The 15072-nt window shown below is 59.8% G+C and carries 15 protein-coding genes; 7 read left to right on the top strand and 8 right to left on the bottom strand.

Annotated features, from left to right (window positions below; genetic code table 11):
- Positions 1-366 precede the first annotated feature (366 nt).
- A complete protein-coding gene (locus RH950_RS18755) occupies positions 367-2280 on the top strand; it encodes an O-linked N-acetylglucosamine transferase, SPINDLY family protein (RefSeq protein WP_350059275.1) in 1914 nt (637 codons plus the stop codon).
- 87 nt (positions 2281-2367) lie between these two features.
- Here RH950_RS18755 and RH950_RS18750 read toward each other — a convergent pair whose 3' ends face one another.
- Positions 2368-3270 carry a DMT family transporter gene (locus tag RH950_RS18750; protein WP_350059274.1) on the bottom strand — a complete coding sequence of 301 codons (903 nt, stop codon included), beginning with the start codon at positions 3268-3270 and terminating at the stop codon, positions 2368-2370.
- 3 nt (positions 3271-3273) lie between these two features.
- A complete protein-coding gene (locus tag RH950_RS18745) occupies positions 3274-4050 on the bottom strand; it encodes an SDR family oxidoreductase (protein ID WP_350059273.1) in 777 nt (258 codons plus the stop codon).
- 226 nt (positions 4051-4276) lie between these two features.
- Between RH950_RS18745 and RH950_RS18740 the strand changes: the two genes are divergently transcribed.
- Positions 4277-5032, top strand: coding sequence for an SDR family oxidoreductase (locus RH950_RS18740; RefSeq protein ID WP_350059272.1), 756 nt, complete (start codon positions 4277-4279; stop codon positions 5030-5032).
- Between the two features lie 77 nt (positions 5033-5109).
- On the opposite strand, the gene RH950_RS18735 is transcribed toward RH950_RS18740, so the two are convergent.
- The 5 genes from RH950_RS18735 to RH950_RS18715 form a co-directional block, all read right to left on the bottom strand.
- A complete protein-coding gene (locus RH950_RS18735; RefSeq protein ID WP_350059271.1) occupies positions 5110-5670 on the bottom strand; it encodes a hypothetical protein in 561 nt (186 codons plus the stop codon).
- Positions 5671-5680: 10 nt separating this feature from the next.
- Positions 5681-6037, bottom strand: a complete 357-nt coding sequence (locus RH950_RS18730) for a hypothetical protein (protein ID WP_350059270.1) — start codon at positions 6035-6037, stop codon at positions 5681-5683.
- Between the two features lie 227 nt (positions 6038-6264).
- Entirely contained in the window at positions 6265-6546 is a 282-nt protein-coding gene (locus tag RH950_RS18725) for a hypothetical protein (protein WP_350059269.1), read from the bottom strand.
- A gap of 99 nt (positions 6547-6645) precedes the next feature.
- Positions 6646-8031 carry a CoA transferase gene (locus RH950_RS18720; RefSeq protein WP_350059268.1) on the bottom strand — a complete coding sequence of 462 codons (1386 nt, stop codon included), beginning with the start codon at positions 8029-8031 and terminating at the stop codon, positions 6646-6648.
- A gap of 4 nt (positions 8032-8035) precedes the next feature.
- Complete coding sequence (locus RH950_RS18715) at positions 8036-8374, bottom strand: DUF2794 domain-containing protein (RefSeq protein WP_350059267.1); 339 nt, start codon at positions 8372-8374, stop codon at positions 8036-8038.
- Between the two features lie 259 nt (positions 8375-8633).
- On the opposite strand from RH950_RS18715, the gene RH950_RS18710 reads away from it, so the two are divergent.
- From RH950_RS18710 to RH950_RS18690, 5 genes are all read left to right on the top strand, one after another.
- Complete coding sequence (locus RH950_RS18710; protein ID WP_350059266.1) at positions 8634-9278, top strand: tetratricopeptide repeat protein; 645 nt, start codon at positions 8634-8636, stop codon at positions 9276-9278.
- A gap of 13 nt (positions 9279-9291) precedes the next feature.
- Complete coding sequence (locus tag RH950_RS18705; RefSeq protein ID WP_350059265.1) at positions 9292-10635, top strand: outer membrane protein assembly factor BamB family protein; 1344 nt, start codon at positions 9292-9294, stop codon at positions 10633-10635.
- Positions 10636-10725: 90 nt separating this feature from the next.
- Positions 10726-12141 (top strand): ribosome biogenesis GTPase Der, encoded by a 1416-nt coding sequence (gene der / locus RH950_RS18700; RefSeq protein WP_350059264.1) that lies wholly within the window; start codon positions 10726-10728, stop codon positions 12139-12141.
- 83 nt (positions 12142-12224) lie between these two features.
- On the top strand, positions 12225-13664 hold the full coding sequence (locus tag RH950_RS18695; protein WP_350059263.1) for an amidase: 1440 nt from the start codon (positions 12225-12227) through the stop codon (positions 13662-13664).
- 87 nt (positions 13665-13751) lie between these two features.
- Positions 13752-14066: a hypothetical protein gene (locus tag RH950_RS18690; RefSeq protein WP_350059262.1), complete on the top strand. Its 315-nt coding sequence runs from the start codon at positions 13752-13754 to the stop codon at positions 14064-14066.
- A 47-nt stretch (positions 14067-14113) separates the two neighbouring features.
- On the opposite strand, the gene RH950_RS18685 is transcribed toward RH950_RS18690, so the two are convergent.
- Complete coding sequence (locus RH950_RS18685) at positions 14114-14851, bottom strand: SPOR domain-containing protein (protein WP_350059261.1); 738 nt, start codon at positions 14849-14851, stop codon at positions 14114-14116.
- Positions 14852-15072 lie beyond the last annotated feature (221 nt).

Genomic DNA, 15072 nt, shown 5'->3' with positions numbered 1-15072 from the left:
CAATCATGTCAGTACCCGTGAAGTGGCGCCACCTAACATTTTGAATTAATCTGTCTGAATAGTGGCAGAAATTGGTTCAGTTTTCTCTTTAGAGTGTAATCGAGCTTTGCTTGCGCAATTTTGGCTTTTCTGGAAATGGCTTGGAATCAAGAATTGTTCAAGCCATTTGGTCTATCCTTTGGAAACAGTCTTGGTAAACATTGATCAAGTTAATTCCTGGAAATAGAGATGATGGTTTCCGGATAAATGCCGATCCAGTTCGTGGTGCAGCGGGCTAAGCGGTAAGTGAGTCTTCCATGGATAGAGTTTGTGAGCGAAGTCATGGATAGAAAATTTTGCCCTGAGACGAGTCTGAGTTTTTGGTGAATGGCCATGTTCAATTCAAGCGATACCATCATTGAAATCGTTGAGAATCCAAATAAGGGAGGTGGATATCTAAAATTTGCGGCCAGGCAACTTTCTGGCGGAGTTCCGTGCGACGTGAACCTGATTTGCTTGAGGGCACTGATGGCAAGCGCGTGGGAGAAGAAGATCGCTCAAACCGCTTCAAAAATTTTGCTAGCCGCAAAGGAACATAACTCTGCGCATCGTGCGGCGGTTCGTGGAGCAACTCTCTCTCCTGGCGATCTCTCGTTCATGCTAATAATTCTAGCTTGTCAGGAATATGATAAGACGCTTGAGAAGCACGGCTCTGCTGCAGAATGGACCAGTGTCATTGCGCCTGGAGACTTCCGTTCCTGCTTGTATCTTGGTCTTTCAAAGTATCAAGCTGGATTCCAACATGTCGCAGGGCTGTCGTTTCGAAAGGCGCTGATCCTTGAGCCATCTAAGGTTCAAGCTATGACCAGCAATGTTCAATTCCTTCTGGCCAGCTCAAATTTCTTATTAGGGAAATCTGTTGCCGCCCGACTTACGATTTTAGAGCCGAACAGTGCAGAAAGCTGGAAATGGCTTTCCAGAGCGGAAGCCGGACTGCATCGGTTGGACGCGTACCTCGCATGTTCAGAACGCGCGATCGAATTGTCTGAGAATCCCAGTGTGCTTCACAGTCATCGTATATTTGTCAAAGACCATATTGGCTCCAGCGGATTCGCTGGAGAGCAGAGTGATCGAAGGGAATGGTGGCGGCGCTACGGCAGTGTACTGAGGCCTTTTGTCGGCAGAACCGATGCTCATCGCAGGCCAGGGCAGAAATTGTCGATTGGTTACGTGTCAGGTGATTTTTCAGCCCACTCCGTCGGTTTTGTGATGTCTTCAATTTTGGAACATCATGACCGGACTAAGTTCAATATTTTTCTTTATTCGAACAATGATAAGCGTGACCTGGTTACAGACCTGATCAGATCTCAAGACCTCAGCTGGCGCGATGTCCACAATGTTCCGGATGAAGCGGTTTTCAACCTTATAAAATCCGACAAGATAGATATCCTTGTTGATCTTTCGGGCCATTCTCCGCGGAACCGCTTGCCACTCTTTGCGCGGCGGGCTGCACCAGTTCAGGTGACAGCATGGGGCTATGCCAATGGAACTGGGATCCAAACAATCGACTATTTACTTACTGATCCAGCTGCTATCCCGATTAGGGTTAGACATTTGTTTGCGGAGAAGTGTCTGGATTTGCCATGTATAATTCCATGTCCTGATTTGAAAGACGCCCCACCGGTCTCCGCTCTTCCTGCTGAATTTAACAGCTATGTGACTTTCGGGAGCCTTAATCGATGGTCGAAGCTGACTGAGACTACCATGATGCTGTGGGGGGCGGTCCTGCGAGCTTTGCCTGACGCTGTCTTTTTTCTGAAATCCGGAGAGTTGTCTTACTTGGAGAATCGCGAGTTGTTACTTGGGCGCCTTAAGGCGCAAGGCATCGATCGAAGACGCATTCTATTTGACGGTGAGACATCCAGACATGATCATCTTCAGGCTTTTGGACGTATCGATATCTGTCTTGATACAGCTCCTCAAACAGGAGGTGTAACCTCTTGGGAGGCAGCCTACATGGGAGTTCCAGTCGTGACGATGACCGGTGAGAGCGTCTCACATCGCGTCAGTGACTCGATTATGCGGACGCTCGGCCTCGACGGGTGCGTCGCCCAGAACGAGCGCGAGTACGTCGAGGCTGCAACGAAGCTTGCGGGTGATCTTCCTGCGTTGGCGCAATTGCGGAGACGGCTCAGGAAGAGAATTCTAGCCAGCTCAGCCGGAAACCTTAACGCCTACGTGGGGGCGATTGAGGATGCTTATTTACGCATGTGGCTGCATTTTCAGGAGACCGATCTCTAGTGTGTTTGTTTGTGCTTGCTTTTTTTGCAATTAAAAATTGAAAAATGAGAAATTTTCTGTTGAATTGGCTGCTGATATCACAGGGCATTATTCTTGCATTTTTTCAACCGAAGCAGGTTTTGGCTTTCTGCGCCGCGCCTCGCGCTCGGCGATATAGAGCGTACTCGCGACGATCAGCCCGGCGCCGATGATGGTGCGCTCGTCCGGCACTTCTCCGAACACCAGGTAGCCGGCGAAGGCGATGGTGATCAGCCGGAGATACTGGAAGACCGAGATCGCGCTGGCCTCGCCGACGGCATAGGCCTTGATGTCGAAATAAACCCGCGCGGTCGCCCCGACACTGAGCACGCCGAGGATGATCCAGAGCGACTGATCCGGCCAGACCCAGTCCGACAGTGCGGGCGGGGCGCTGGCCAGTGTTGCCATCATCATGAAATAGATCATCAGCGTGCCGGGCGGATCTTCCTTCGACAGAACCTTCCCCTGGATCAGCAGGACGGCGAAGAGCACGGCGCTGATCAGCGCCGCAAGCATGGCGAATTCGATGGTGTCGAGGGTCGGATTGACCACCACGACAATACCGGCGAAGCCGACCAGGGTGGCGCCCCAGCGGTGGAGGCCGACTTTCTCGCCCAGCATCGGGCCCGCGAGCGCGGTCATGAAGAGCGGGGTGGAGAAGAACAGCACGGAGGCCGTGGTGATCGGCAGGTTGCTCAGGGCATAGAAGCCCGCATTCATCGAGATGGCACCGATGGCGCCGCGCACCAGATGTTTTTTCCAGTGCCGGCTGAACAGCACGTTCTTGCCGGTGCCGATGACGAAGGGCGCCATCATGGCCAGCGAGAGCACACAGCGCACGAACACGATCTGCGTGGAGGACAGACCGTCGGAGGCCAGCTTGACCCCGACGGTCATCACCGTTGCCGCCAGACAGGAGGCGATAATCCACAGCGCGCCCTGGAGGTTGTTGGAGAGCGCTGCTTTCGGCATGGGTCAGACCAGCCCTTCGAGACCACCATCGATACTGACAGCCTGGCCCGTGATATGGGCGCCGGCTTTCGAGCAGAGGAACAGGATCATGGAGGCGATATCGTCCGCCGTGACGAAAGTCTTGAGCGCGGTGATGGAGGCAAGCTCGTCCCGCATCGCGTTTTCGGAGACCTTCTTCGCTGCCGCCTTTGCCTTGATCACCCGGTCGATCCGGGCGCCTTCGACGGCACCCGGCTGGATGCAGTTGCAGCGGATGTGGTCGGGGCCGAGTTCGAGGGCCAGCGTGCGGGTGAAGCCGACAATGCCCCATTTCGCCGCCGAATAGGGGCTGCGCAGGGGGAAGCCGAATTTGCCGGCCGCCGAGGAGAGATTGATGATCGCCCCGCCGCCCGCGTCGCGCAGGTAGGGGACGGCCATCTGGCTCATCAGGAAGGTGCTGGTCAGGTTGATATCGATGCAGGTCTGCCAGTCCTCGAGACTGATATTCTCGACCCGCTCGGTCGGCCCTGCCGTGCCGGCATTGTTCACCAGAATATCGAGCCCGCCGAGATCGTCGATTGCCGCGTCGAACATTTCCTTCATGGTGTCCGGGTCGGACACGTCGGTGATCGTGCCGTTCAGGTTCGGGATCTTGTCCCGCGCATCCTCGAGCTGGTTCCGGTCGATATCGCAGATGAAGATTTTGGCGCCCGCTTCGCTGAACAACTCGGCGGTGCGGCGGCCAATGCCCCCGGCGCCCGCGGTGATCAGTGCGCGCTTGCCCGTTAGATCGAGCTTCATGATTTCCCCCCTGTTTTTGGATTTTCGTTGGTCCGAACGGAGGACTATAGCGGCAATGTTGCGGTGCGGCATCCGCGAAAACGGCAAGAAGCCGAGGTGGAAACAGAAACAGAGTCACCGGTCCGTTCAACTGCAACGGCGATGAAAAGAATTGCGGGGCAAGAAGCGGAGTTCCTGCAAACTGCCCCCGTCCTATCTGGAAGCCATCGCAACGGAGGGGATCCGGATGGAACTCAGAGACAAGACACTCATCATCACCGGCGCCAGCAGCGGTATCGGTGCGGCGGCCGCCGAACTCTTTGCCGGGGAGGGGGCGAAGCTCGTTCTCGGCGCGCGGCGGCAGGCCGAGCTGGACAGTGTCGCAGATGCCATCCGGCAGGCCGGTGGCCGCGCGGTCGTGCTGGCGGGGGATGTGACGGACGAGGAGTATGCCGCCGCCCTCGTCGCGCGCGCTTTGCAGGAGTTTGGCGCGCTTGACGGCGCTTTCAACAATGCGGGCACGATCGGGGCGTTTGCGGCGGTACCGGATATGGAAACGGACAACTGGAACGCGGTGATCGGCACCAATCTCACCAGCGCGTTCTTTGCCGCGAAATACCAGATCCCGGCGCTGATCGCGAATGGCGGCGGCTCGATCGTCTTCACCTCTTCCTTTGTCGGACATGCCAATGCGGGGATGCCGGGAATGGGAGCCTATGCGGCATCGAAGGCGGGCATGATCGGGCTCACCATGTCGCTCGCGGCGGAGCATGGCGGGCAGAACATCCGGGTGAATGCGTTGCTTCCCGGAGGCACGAAAACCGGGATGGCGGCAGGTGATCCGGCCGTTCAGGATTTCATCGCCGGACTGCACCCGCTGAAACGGATGGCGGAGCCGCGCGAGATCGCGCAGTCGGCGCTGTTTCTGCTGTCGGACAGGGCCAGTTTCGTCACGGGGAGCGCCGTCGACGCAGATGGCGGGGTGTCCATCCGCCTGACGTGACGAGGCGGGACTTTCCCGGGGGGGGCGTGGCTCACCGGGGACGGTTCTGTCCTTATGCTTCGGATGCTTTTGGGATGTTACTTCTGAAACCGGCTCTTCGCCTTGTCGCGGGCCTGTTCCCTGTTCTCGCTGCCATAGACCAGACCGGCAATGACGAAGGCGAGGGAGAGGCCGAGGGCGGACATGGTGGCGCCGAAGCCCCAGAGCGGGCCGTATTCGCGGCCGATGAAGACGATGCCGTACCAGAAGGAGAAGAAGGAAGCGACGGCGGCCAGCAGCAGGAAGCCAATGCGCATGCAGAGCCCGCCGATGCGGTTGGCCGACATCAGCTCGCGAAAGGCGGCGCTGGTCTCGGCATCGCGGATCGCCTTGGTGATGTCCTGACGGGCGATCTTGGTCCAGTCGCCGACGCGCATTCCGGTCTTGCCGTCGGTGCGGCCGGGATTGAGAATCACCTCTTTCAGGTCGTCGACGATCTCCTTCGCCCGTTCTTCGGCGGGGCGCCGCTTCAGGCTGGGGAAGGCGGAGTCGCTGTCGCGTTCTTTTTTGTCGTCAGGGGAGACGTCGCGTCGCAGATCGAACACGGCGGGTGTGCGGTCGTCGGCCATCAGGCTGGCGGCTCCTCTGAAACTGTTCATCGCAGAAAACTCACGCGCATCCCTGCGCGACCATTTCATGCAAGTAGCGGTTCAGGGTCGTCGTTGCAACAGGCTCGGCAGGGTCGAACAGCAGGGTGAGGGCAGCCGTATCCGGATCGTAGCGCCGGACAGAGATCCTGGCGCTGAAGAGGGCGCCGGGACCGGCCGTCGGGACCAGTACGCGCAGTTCCGCCTTGTCGTCCGGTTTCAGATTGCCGTAATAGCCGACGATCTTGATGCCCAGCGCGTTCCAGTCGTCGATCGTATAGGGAGTCGTGCCGACCACGGCGGTCATCGGTGCTGTTGCGCGCGGTGCGCGGCGGCGCTCGTCGGACTGGGCGGTGGGCTGGGTGATGGACTGCGACATGGGCGGCCTCGTTTCTGTCGTTCCCGTTTTTCTTGGCGGTCCCGGCCCTTCTGTTCCGGCCCGCGGTGGATGCCCGTTCTGTAAGCAACCCGCGTGCCATTTTCCGGCCATCGCGAGAATTCCCTGGAATCGGTTAAATTTCATTGTTCTCCGGCGGGTCTCCCGGACGTCAGTGCCGGGAGCGGCAAGTTCTGCCGGACGGAAACTGCCTGTCCGGCCCGGTATGCCTAGCTGTGCCGGGCCACCGCCTGATCGCTGGTCGGCCAGGCCGGGCGGGTTGCGATATCCTTCGAGGCGCAGGAACTGCAGCGCATCCGGGTGCCAATCTCGGGCACAGCAAAATCGGGACCGAGCTGTGCGATCAGCATCGCCGTCGCCGCTTCCGCATTATGGCCGCAGCGGTTGCACCAGCAGAATACGCCGATCCCGGCGCGGGCCAGGTCGGCCAGGGTGGCGGGCCGGCTGCGTTGCTGGTCCCGTTGCAGGGCCCTGTCTTTGAAACGTCCCATCCGTGGTGTCCATGCTGGATATCAGAATGAGAACATAACAAGAACATTTTGATCGAACAAGCAGATGACGGGATCTTGAGGACTACGTTCCGCTGACGCTCAGCGCAGCGGCCAGACAGGCTCTGAGGTGCCGATGGGCCCGGCCGGGACATCCCATGAGACAGGCACGCCGGCGACCGTGACCGGCGACGCGAGCCGGCGGGCAGGACCCCAATGGGTTTCCTCGATATCCGGCGCGAGATCCGCATCGGTCTCGGCGGGGAATGCCGGTTCATCCAGATTCTGTTTCTGGCTTTCAAGCAGGGAGGCAACGCGGGCAAGGGAGGACCGGAAACTGCTGCCGTCACCGCTCCGCACCCGTTCTGCAAGGCCGCTCACGACCGCTGCCGCGAGGATGAACCCGGTCGCGTAATCCAGTGCCTGGACCGGAAGCGGTGTCGGCTTGTCCTTGCCATAGTGGCGCATGCCGGTCTCGGCGATGCCGCTGCTCATCTGAACGATGCTGTCGAAGCCGCGCCGCCCGGCCCATGGACCGGTCCAGCCGTAGGCGCAGAGTGCCACATCGACCAGTCCGGGATTGAGGGACCGGCGGACAGACTCGCCGAGCCCGAGACCGGCGAGGGCGTCCGCGCGGTAGCCATGCACCATGACATCGGCCTCCGCGATCAGCTGCTTCAGGTGCTGCCGGTCGGCACCCTTGCGCAGATCGAGAATGGCGGACCGCTTGCCGAGGGTCATTTCCTCGGTCAGCGCCTCCTCCCAGAGATCGGCCGGCGGATCGATCCGCAGCACATCTGCTCCGTATCCGGCGAGAAAGCGGGTCGAGGTCGGTCCCGCCAGCACGCGGGTCAGGTCAAGCACCCGGATGTTCTCCAGCGGCCGGGCCCGGTTCACTTCCCAAGTCGCCGGCTGCGGGCCGGAAAACGCCTCATGGCGCAGCAGAGGCTCCGCGCTCACGGCCTTGCCCTGGGGATGCATTGCCCAGGCCGCGCTGGAGCGCAGCTCGCCGGCGCAGCCACCGGCGCCGACGACTGCGGCCTCAAGCTCCGTCGCGTTCCATGCGGCCACCGCCGCGGCCACCTGGGCGCGTTCGGTGTTGGCGGTGTCCGGAACAGCAAGCGTGGCGAGGGCGGCCTTGCGGTGATGCGGCGCATTGGTGTGCAGGCGGATCCAGCCGTCCCGGGTGGCATAATCGCCAGCCACCGGGTCCCAGACCGGCGGCAGCTCCCATCCGTCTGGACGCAGCGAGCTTTTGAACCAGAAGGAGGCAAGCCGGCGGTCGGCGCTGACCCGGGGCTCGCTGCCGTGCCGGGCGGATATCAGGCTGGCAAGTGCCTCGCCGGCAGCCGCGACGGACGCCGTGGCGAGATCCGTGACCGCATAGGCGGAGGGCAGAACGCCTGTCCCTGTGGGGATAGGGGCTGGTCGGTCGGGCAGCCGGGCGGCGTTCCGGATCTCGGAAAGAAAGGCATCGAATGAGGACATGATTTCAACCGGTGACGAGGCGGGGCAATTTCTCGAACTTGGCGATAACGTCCATCAAAGATGGTGAGGACGTGATCTTTTTGTAACCCGACACAAGCTCGAAGGTCGGTTGGCGCTGGCCCTTGCGCTGTTTCTTGGAGACCGAGAACAGGGGCAGCTCGTGACTGTGCCGGAAAATCGAGAAGGCGACGCCCTCTTCGGAATGGTCAATGGCATAGTCTCGCCACTCGCCGGAGATGACGCGGCTCGAGTAAAGCGCCAGGAGCTGGCCGAGTTCCGTTTTGGTGAAGAAAGGACCGCGCTGCGGCGATCGGCTTTTTTTGAGCCGAATCAAATCCGCCATGGGTCAATCACCGTTGGATTTGTTGCCGATTCATGAAACACAGTTTTCCCGAAAAATCGCCCGGCGTAAAGGCCGCGATCCGGGAAAGTACCACGCGTGCGAGAGCGGTTTGATTTCGGCGGGCGCGCCATGTAGGTTGCGCTCTTCCGCCGGATGCCGGCAGCGCGGAATGCTGTCCGGAACCAAGGCGGTAGGACTTGTCCGCCGATATGCCCGTCCGCTTGTGCGACGGGGGCGGCGCATCGCAACGGAGAGACGCGTGGCAGACATTTTTCGCGAGATTGACGAAGAGCTCCAGCAGGAGAAGGCGGCCAAGCTCTGGAAACGGTATGGCGCCTACGTCATCGCGCTTGCGATCCTGGTCCTTGCGTCGGTAGGCGGATACAGGTTCTGGCAGTCCTATGAGGCGAAGCAGCAGGCGGCCCAGTCCGTGCGCTACGAAGCCGCAGCCAAAGCCCTGGCGGAAGATCCGTCCGTGGCGGCCGCCGGGTTCGGTGCGCTTGCCCAGGACGGCAGTACCGGCTACGCGGCTCTCGCGACCCTGCGCCAGGCCGCTGCCTTGATCGAGGCAGGCGATCGCGACGGCGCGGTGCTGATCTACAAGAAAATGGCCGATGATCAGGGCGCCCCCGCTTTGCTCCGCGATCTGGCCCGCCTGCTGTCCGTCTCGCACCGGATTGACAGCGGTGATCCGGCGGTCCTCTCCCGGGAAATTTCTGCACTTGCCAACACCACCGGCCCCTGGCGCCCGCTCGCCCGTGAAACCGAAGCGATGATCGCACTGAAGGCCGGCGACAAGGCGAAGGCCCGAGAGATCCTGCAGGTGCTCAGCGCCGATGCAGCAACGCCGCGGCAGCAACGCGCCCGGGTCGCGGAACTGCTCAGCGCCATTGGTGCCGAGTGACCAGGAGCGTTGCATGACCGGTAAGCGTTCCTGGCGGGGTCTTGGCCTCGCATTCCTTGCCGCTGCTCTGCTCCAGGGCTGCGGCGCCGACGGCCTGTTTTTCGGCGGGGAGAAGGATGGTCCGCCGCTGGAAGGCAAGCGTCTGCCGATCCTCGCCCTTGAGAACACCCTGGTCGCGGACCCGAAGCTTGCCGAGCTGAAGATCGTTCTGCCACGGCCATTTGAAAACAAGGACTGGCCGCTGCCCGGTGGGAATGCCGTGCATGCCATGCAACATCTGGCGGCCGGGGATGTCCTGAAGCGTGCCTGGTCGACCGGCATCGGCAGTGGCTCGGACGATGAAACCCAGCTGATCGCAAGCCCGGTCGTGGTCGACGGGCTGATCTACACGATGGACAGCGAAGGCTATGTTGCGGCGCTGACCGTGGCGAATGGCGAGAAGGTCTGGTCTGCGGAAACCCGTCCGGACGACGAGGACGAGACCATTTATCCGGGCGCGATCGCTGCCGGCGACGGCAAGCTGGTTGCGGCCACAGGCTATGGCGAGGTGATCGCCTTCGATCTGAAAGACGGAACGGAACTCTGGCGCGCCAGGCTGCCCGGCCCGGCGCGGGGTGCGCCGACCGTCGCGGAGGGGCGGGTCTTTGTCAGCATTCTCGGCAACCAGTCATTCTCCCTCGATCTCAGGGATGGAACCCGGATCTGGTCGCATGTCGGTATTTCCGAAGAATCGGCCCTGCTCGGTATCGCCAGCCCGGCGGTGAGCGGCGGCACGGTGGTGATTCCCTATTCCTCCGGCGAGCTATTCGTTCTCCGGCTCGAGAATGGCCGCCTGCTCTGGAGTGACAATCTGAGTGCGCTGAGAAGCGCCAATGCGGTTTCCCGTCTGTCGGACATTCGCGGCAACCCGGTGGTGGATGACGGTCTGGTCATCGCCATCAGCCAGGCAGGCCGCCTGCTGGCGACAGATCTGAATTCCGGCCGGCGAATCTGGGAGGCACGGGTTGGCGGGGTGCAGACCCCGTGGGTCGCGGGTGACTATATGTTCGTTGTCTCCAATCTCGGGGAAGTGCTGGCGCTGACCAAGCGCCGCGGTCAGATTCGGTGGATCCAGCAGCTGCCTGTGTTCGAGAACCCGGAAGACAAGGAAGGCATCATCACCTATGCCGGTCCGGTGCTGGTCAGCGACCGCCTGCTGGTGGGCGCTTCGACCGGGGATGTCTATGCGATTTCGCCCTATACGGGGGACATTCTGGGCAAGATCGATATCGGGGCGCCGGTCTTCGTGCCGCCCATCGTCGCGGGCGGAACGGTGTTTTTCCTGACGGATGACGGCGAGCTCGAGGCCTACCGCTAGACTCCGCGCCATGTGGACGCGGTGCTCCCGCATGGCGGCTATGCCGCAACGGTGCTTGATCTGGGCATGTCTCGGGACTACGGAACAGCCATGAGTTTTACAGTCGCTATTATCGGCCGCCCGAATGTCGGCAAATCCACCCTGTTCAATCGGCTCGCCGGCAAGCGCCTGGCGATTGTCGATGATCAGCCCGGAGTCACGCGCGACCGCCGTGAGGGCGAGGGACGGGTCGGTGACCTGAGCTTCCGCCTGTTCGACACGGCCGGTCTGGAAGATGCCGAGAACGAGAGTCTCGAAGGCCGCATGCGGTTGCAGACCGAGGCGGCCGTCACCGAAGCCGACGCCGTGCTGTTCGTGATCGATGCCCGGGCCGGTGTTACCCCGCTGGATGACTATTTCGCGCGCTGGCTGCGCCGCGAGAAACAGAAAGTCATCCTGGTCGTCAATAAATGCGAGGGCAAGGCCGGACGGCCTGGCCTGTACGAGGCCTACGGGCTTGGCCTGGGCGAGCCGGTGCCGGTTTCCGCGGAGCATGGCGAAGGCCTGAGCGAGCTCTATGACGCGCTTGCCGCCTTTGCGCCGGAAAGCGCGCATGACGATTACAGCGACTTCGACGATGGTGCTGAAAGCGACGACGATATCATCGAGGAAGCGCCCGACGGTGCCGTTACCTGGCGCGACGCCAAGGCGCCGGACACCATCCGGCTGGCCATTGTCGGCCGCCCGAATGTCGGCAAATCGACCTTCGTGAACGCATTGCTTGGCGAAGACCGCATGCTGACCGGCCCGGAAGCCGGGATCACGCGTGACGCCATCGAGAGCCAATGGGAATTCGAAGGCCAGCCGTTCAAGCTGTTCGACACGGCCGGCCTGCGTCGCCGGTCACGCGTCTCCCAGCGGCTGGAACATCTTTCCGGCGAGGATACCCGCCGGGCCATCCAGTTCGCCCATGTCGTGGTGCTGATGGTGGATGCCAGCACGATGCTGGAAAAGCAGGATCTGACCATCGCCCGCATGGTGGTCGAGGAAGGCCGTGCCCTCGTCATCGCCGCCAACAAGTGGGACATCGTCGAGAACCGGGAGAAGGCGCTTGGCCATCTCCGGGACCGGCTGCAGACCTCGCTGCCGCAGGTCAAGGGCATTCCCTACATCACCATCTCCGCCGAGCGCGGCCGCAATCTCGACAAGCTGCTGCATGCCATCGTCGAGACATACGACACCTGGAACCGCCGGGTCTCGACATCGCGGCTGAACCGCTGGCTCGCCGACATGACCGCCCAGCATTCGCCGCCTCTGGCCAAGGGGCGCCGGATCAAGCTGCGCTACATGACGCAGGTCAAGACACGCCCGCCGACCTTCGCTGCCTTCGTCAGCCAGCCGACGGAATTGCCGGAAGCCTATACGCGCTATCTTGTGAACGGCCTGCGGGAGAGCTTCCAGCTCACGGCGGTGCCGATCCGATTCTATCTGCGCGGCAGCAAGAACCCCTACGTCGACGACGATTGACCCGGGGTTCCGGGTGCGGTCTTGGCAAGCAGTGGGGAAGGGGACATCATGGTGGCCCCGCCTTACCAAACCGAGGTCCCGCCATGTCAGCTGCCCCGAAGAATCCCGCTCCGCTATGGCAATGGAGCGCCGTGGCGCTATCCGGAGCGATCCGGGACGCGCGCGTCAGCGCGTCCGATGCCGTAAGCTCTGTCGTCGACAGGATCCGTGCAGAGAATGGCCATCTGAACGCCATTGTCGTCGACCAGACGGATGCCGCGCTGGAACAGGCCGCGTCCTATGACGAGATTCTGAAGCAGGATGGCCCGATCGGTCCGCTGCATGGCGTCCCGGTGACCATCAAGATCAATCTCGATCAGAAGGGTACCGCGAACAGCAACGGCGTGACGGCCTTCAAGGACCTGATTGCGCCGGACGATGCCCCGGTGGTGCGCAGTCTGCGCAATGCGGGCGCCATCATCGTCGGCCGCTCGAACACACCGGAATTTTCCTTCCGGGCCACGACCGTGAACGAGTTGCACGGACGGACCTACAATCCCTGGGACGACAATCATTCGCCGGGCGGCTCGTCCGGTGGTGCCTCGTCCGCCGTGGCCGCCGGCTTCTGCCCGATCGCCCATGGTAACGATATCGGCGGCTCGCTGCGCTTCCCGGCCTACCAGACTGGCACGGTCACCGTGAAGCCGGGCCAGGGCCGGGTGCCTGCCTACAATCCGTCCGGCGCCGAGGAACGCTCCCTGCTGGCGCAGCTGATGTCCGTCCAGGGCATCATTGCCCGCGAGGTGCGGGACGTGCGGCTGGCGACCCGGGTGCTGATGCAGCACGATCCGCACGATCCATTGCAGGTTCCCGTGCCGTTCGACGGACCGCCGGTGGCGCAGCCGATCAAGGTCGCGTTCTGCCGCGAGACCAACGGCTACAAGATCCATCCCGCCGTTCAGACGGCGCTGGAGGATGCGGCGTCCGCACTGGAGAAGGCCGGATATGTGGTGGAGGAGGCCAGCCCGCCGATGATCCGGGAAGCGGCCGCCGAAGCCCTGCCGGCGCTGTATGCCGACTGCGAGATCTTCATCGGCGATGCGATCCAGAAATACGGCAGCGCCGACATCAAGAAAGTCTTCGACTTCTATTTCGAGAACTATCCGCCGACCGACGCGGTCGGGCTGCTGCGGGCAATGTCCCTACGGACCCGTTACCTGCGGGCCTGGAACCTGTTTCTGGAAGAGTATCCGCTGGTCCTGACGCCCTTCATGATGCGGCCGGGCTTCACCTGGAACGAGGATGCGGAGAGTTCGGCAGGTGTGCGCGATATCTTCGATTCATCCGTTTACAGCTGGCTGATCAACTTCCTTGGTCTGCCAGCTTCCATCGCGCCCGCGGGATATCACGAGGGGTTGCCGCTCTCGGTTCAGATCATCGGCCGGCGCTTCCGCGAGGACCTGACGCTGGACGCGGCGGAGTGCCTCGAGCGGGTGAACGGTATCCAGGTGCACGAACTCTGGCGCCGGAAAGGGTTGCTCTAGGCATCTGCGGTCACGCCGGATCGCGAGTCCGTCAGGGCGGCGATCCGCCCTTGTTCGCGCGACGGCTTCCCCGCCATACTTCATGGCATGAGCCATCGCCGCATCACCCGTCACCAGCTGACGGTCGAGGATATTGCCGCCCTCTATGACACGCTTCTGGAATGCCAGAAGAGGGGCTACTACCGCCGTTGGAAAGTCGAGACGCCAGTGTTCAATTCCAAACGCAAACGTGAGGTGGTGCAGGACGAGGTTCGGCTGAAGCGCCTGCAGGAGCGGGCCGACGGCATCGAATACGCCCTGCGCTATGAGGACCTGACCATGCGCCAGCGCAAGGAAATGGAGCAGACGGCCCGCAATCTCAGGCTGGCGGCGGCGGGCATGAAGAAGATTACGGAGAAGTAAGATAGTAAGTGTTTTTACATGGTTGCCTTTTTAAGTATCATCATTATTTAACAACCTGACAGGAACGGTTTTTGATTAGAAATTAGTGGAATTTTACTAGCTCTAGAAAGAAGATATTTTGCTTCCGTTTCAGGAAGGAAGCCGCCAATCAAAACAGGATAGAATCCATTGCTTTTTATTCCAACAAAGGAACCTAATTTCGGATCTTTTTCTTGAATTTTTTCGCTAAAACGAACTGCATCATCATATTTTTTAAGAGAACCAACCACAATCCAACATTTTCGTTCTCCGATTCGAAGAATATATGAAAATCCAGATGCTAAGTCGTCGATTCTATTTCTTTTAGAGTAGTCTTTGATTTGACCTGTATCCGCAATAGCATATTTTATAGAAAAAATATCAATTAAACTCAAATTTTTTTCATTATTGAATTCTATATATCCTGATTCAACGTTTTTTTGAGTATTGCTATTTTCAAAACCTCCGCTGTAATAACTATTAAAAACAGCAGGTGCAGACATTGCAATGGCAACGAGCTTTACTTTACTGGTTTCATCAGAATTAAGGAAAGCGCAAAATGATCCTATTGTTGCTAGTATTATAGCTAAAAATAAATAAGAAATTAATACTGTATTAATAAGCAGGCCTGCATTTGGAAGCGCGTGTCGACCAAATAAATCGTTAAATTCTGCTCCGTAGAATTTTACGATTGCAGCAATTATCCCAGACATTGCGCCAATTGCAATGCGCATTGGTGTCGATATAACATTTTCATTTTCTGGCACAGGGCACCTCAAATTCGAGATAAATCTGAAAGCATAAATGCTATCTAAGATTGTGCCGAATTTCAATGAAAAGCTCGACTATCGCGCTTATTAATTGCGCCAAATTCGGGAAATGAGATTTTTGGAGTTTTATTCTTAGCATTAAATATTGTCGATCTTCATTCCGGAGCGGAATACATTCGATACAGAATGATTCTGAAATACAGTTCGCCTAGATGGCT

Origin of the sequence: Nisaea sp. (assembly GCF_040217065.1) — a bacterium.
Classification (GTDB): domain Bacteria; phylum Pseudomonadota; class Alphaproteobacteria; order Thalassobaculales; family Thalassobaculaceae; genus Nisaea.
Note: the sequence above shows the minus strand (reverse complement) of the source record. Positions and strands in the feature narration are given on the sequence as shown.

Bases quoted from the DNA above. Each gene is read 5' to 3' on its own strand.
- RH950_RS18755 (WP_350059275.1), top strand. From the start codon at position 367: ATGGCCATGTTCAATTCAAGCGATACCATCATTGAAATCGTTGAGAAT.
- RH950_RS18750 (WP_350059274.1), bottom strand. From the start codon at position 3,270: ATGCCGAAAGCAGCGCTCTCCAACAACCTCCAGGGCGCGCTGTGGATT.
- RH950_RS18745 (WP_350059273.1), bottom strand. From the start codon at position 4,050: ATGAAGCTCGATCTAACGGGCAAGCGCGCACTGATCACCGCGGGCGCC.
- RH950_RS18740 (WP_350059272.1), top strand. From the start codon at position 4,277: ATGGAACTCAGAGACAAGACACTCATCATCACCGGCGCCAGCAGCGGT.
- RH950_RS18735 (WP_350059271.1), bottom strand. From the start codon at position 5,670: ATGAACAGTTTCAGAGGAGCCGCCAGCCTGATGGCCGACGACCGCACA.
- RH950_RS18730 (WP_350059270.1), bottom strand. From the start codon at position 6,037: ATGTCGCAGTCCATCACCCAGCCCACCGCCCAGTCCGACGAGCGCCGC.
- RH950_RS18725 (WP_350059269.1), bottom strand. From the start codon at position 6,546: ATGGGACGTTTCAAAGACAGGGCCCTGCAACGGGACCAGCAACGCAGC.
- RH950_RS18720 (WP_350059268.1), bottom strand. From the start codon at position 8,031: ATGTCCTCATTCGATGCCTTTCTTTCCGAGATCCGGAACGCCGCCCGG.
- RH950_RS18715 (WP_350059267.1), bottom strand. From the start codon at position 8,374: ATGGCGGATTTGATTCGGCTCAAAAAAAGCCGATCGCCGCAGCGCGGT.
- RH950_RS18705 (WP_350059265.1), top strand. From the start codon at position 9,292: ATGACCGGTAAGCGTTCCTGGCGGGGTCTTGGCCTCGCATTCCTTGCC.
- der (WP_350059264.1), top strand. From the start codon at position 10,726: ATGAGTTTTACAGTCGCTATTATCGGCCGCCCGAATGTCGGCAAATCC.
- RH950_RS18695 (WP_350059263.1), top strand. From the start codon at position 12,225: ATGTCAGCTGCCCCGAAGAATCCCGCTCCGCTATGGCAATGGAGCGCC.
- RH950_RS18690 (WP_350059262.1), top strand. From the start codon at position 13,752: ATGAGCCATCGCCGCATCACCCGTCACCAGCTGACGGTCGAGGATATT.